At 45.8% G+C, this 2181-nt stretch carries 1 protein-coding gene and 1 pseudogene; both read right to left on the reverse strand.

What is annotated here, in order from left to right; translation table 11 throughout:
• Positions 1-705, reverse strand: a pseudogene (locus tag Q0198_RS07160) (hypothetical protein); the annotation flags it as partial.
• A gap of 321 nt (positions 706-1026) precedes the next feature.
• On the reverse strand, positions 1027-2181 hold a 1155-nt coding region (gene terL, locus Q0198_RS07165), incomplete at its 5' end, for a phage terminase large subunit (protein ID WP_297896479.1).

Genomic DNA, 2181 nt, shown 5'->3' on the forward strand with positions numbered 1-2181 from the left:
AGCTTGGCTTCCTCTACCCTCAAGCACTTTGATAATGTCGTTCGGACCTAGCACCGCGTAACTGCCGCTTTTGATACCCTCAAGCGCTTCAGCCATTTGTGTGATGACGTTTTCGTCTCCACTTGAGCTATTGCCGATCAGCGGCGGCACGCCTAAGAATTCCACAAATTTAAGATAATGGCTAAGCACGAAATGTTTAGCAAACACCAGCCACAAAATTTTAAGTAGCGCCGGATCTTCCTGCCTAACTACTATAAAAAACGGCTCTTTGGCTTCAATATCGCGTGAGCCTATCCGCAGATAAGGCTTGTTTTCTACGATATTAATATATATTCTATCTACTACGTCAAATTTTATGTTCGCGTCCTCGTCCGCATATACCTCCAGCACCGCAAGCCCGAAAAGCCTTGCTTGCAGCCCCGCCTCGATAATCTGCTCGATATTTTCATTTTGATCCTCGCCTAGATCGTGGGTAAAAAATTTATTCTCTACCGAGCTTAAACGCTTTTCTATTTCAGCCCCTACGGCGCTATCCTTATCCATTATGAGCGAAAATGCAGGAAATAGATAATTCTGCTGTTTAGTAAGCAGTGCGGCGCGGATCTTAGAGGGGCTTAGCTCTACATATCCTGCTACGTCGGTCTTGGAATAAGCCCCCTTGGGTCTTAAAAGCTTAATGAGCGATCTTAAATCTTGTTTTTTCATCCATCATCCTTAAATTTTATTTGCGTGCGCTCTAAGGGGTTTTATCATCTCTAACGATAAATCACCCGTCCAAAAATATTTAAACGCTTTTAAACGGCTTTTAAAAGCGTTTAAACGCTATTCTACTTCTCAGCTCAAACAAAACAAGCAGAGCAGAGCAAACGCCCCGCCACATATCTCGTGTCGCAATTCTTGGGGGACAAGAAGGGAGCTAATGGCGAGGCGCCCCCTTCTTATCCCCCAAGCCCCCAATTAACCCCTGCACGCTTACAAGGTGCGAGCCTGCGGCTCGAGTTATTGCGCTACGCGCACGAATTATTATTATCTCTGCAACATATCTTTTATCATATCGCGTTTGCGCTTTCGCTCTTTGATGATCCGGCTAACCTTCGCATAATCAAACGCCGGTACCTTTGCGATGCGCCATGCCATCTCTAGCGCATCCAGCCCGTCATCATGCGCGCTTTTAGGGTAGGTATCAAGCTCGTCTATGAAAACGAGCGAGTTTTTATCGCTTAGGATCACGCCGTTATTTATAGGCGGGGTTAGGCTATCGATACGAAGCTGCTTGGGCACGCTGTTTTTAAGCTCTATGATAGGCAGATAAAGCCCCAGTTCGCGGGCTTTTTTGTCGAGCATATCCTTAAAAAACTCCTGAAACTGAATAGTTTCGATCGCGATTTTAAGCGGGCGGTTAAGTCGTAAAATTTCAAGCGCCGCTGCTATGATACGATCCATCATAAGCTCGGGCTTTACTTTTGCCATCTTAACGCTTGCATAAAATTTGCCCTCATAAGCCCCAAGCGTAGCTACGGCGAAATAATCGCCCTTGCTTTTTCCTAATGCGGGGTCAATCCCCATATAGTAGGCGTCGCAAAGAGGCATCTGCTCGAAAGTTTGATATCCGCTAAAGCTTGCCTCCTCTTTACTTAGCGGCTCGTTTTGATATTCGCTCATAAAGGCGCTTTTGGAGCTTAGAAACTCCTGTTTTATGCGCTCTTTATCCAGCCTGCTATCATCTAGCAGCAGCTCTTTCATATCCCACTTTTGCTCATCTACGTTTGCGGGAAAAGCGCGCACCAGCGGATAGGATAGAGTTTTGAAATCCGTCCTTGCTTCGATGCGAAAGAGCAGGCTATCATAATGCAGCGTAGTACCGACTACTACGATATTATAAGCGTTATCGCCGCGGGCTGGCAGCTTCATAATGGCCTTTTCAAACCACTCATAAAGTTTGTCGCGCTGCGCTTTCGTTTTTACGTTTTCGTCGTTTTCCAGATCGTCGCAAATGATAAGATCCGGACGAAATCCTCGCCAGTTTTCGCCGCGGATCTTTTTGCCTGCACCGTAAGCGGAAATTTTAAACGCCTGCTTACCGCTATAAAATACGATCTCCTCCTCCGTCCATTTATCGCCCTTGCTGATACCAAAATCTCTAATCAAAAGTTCGTTCTCCTCAAGCTCATTTTTTATGAA

Origin of the sequence: uncultured Campylobacter sp. (genome assembly GCF_938045205.1) — a bacterium.
Lineage (GTDB): Bacteria > Campylobacterota > Campylobacteria > Campylobacterales > Campylobacteraceae > Campylobacter_B.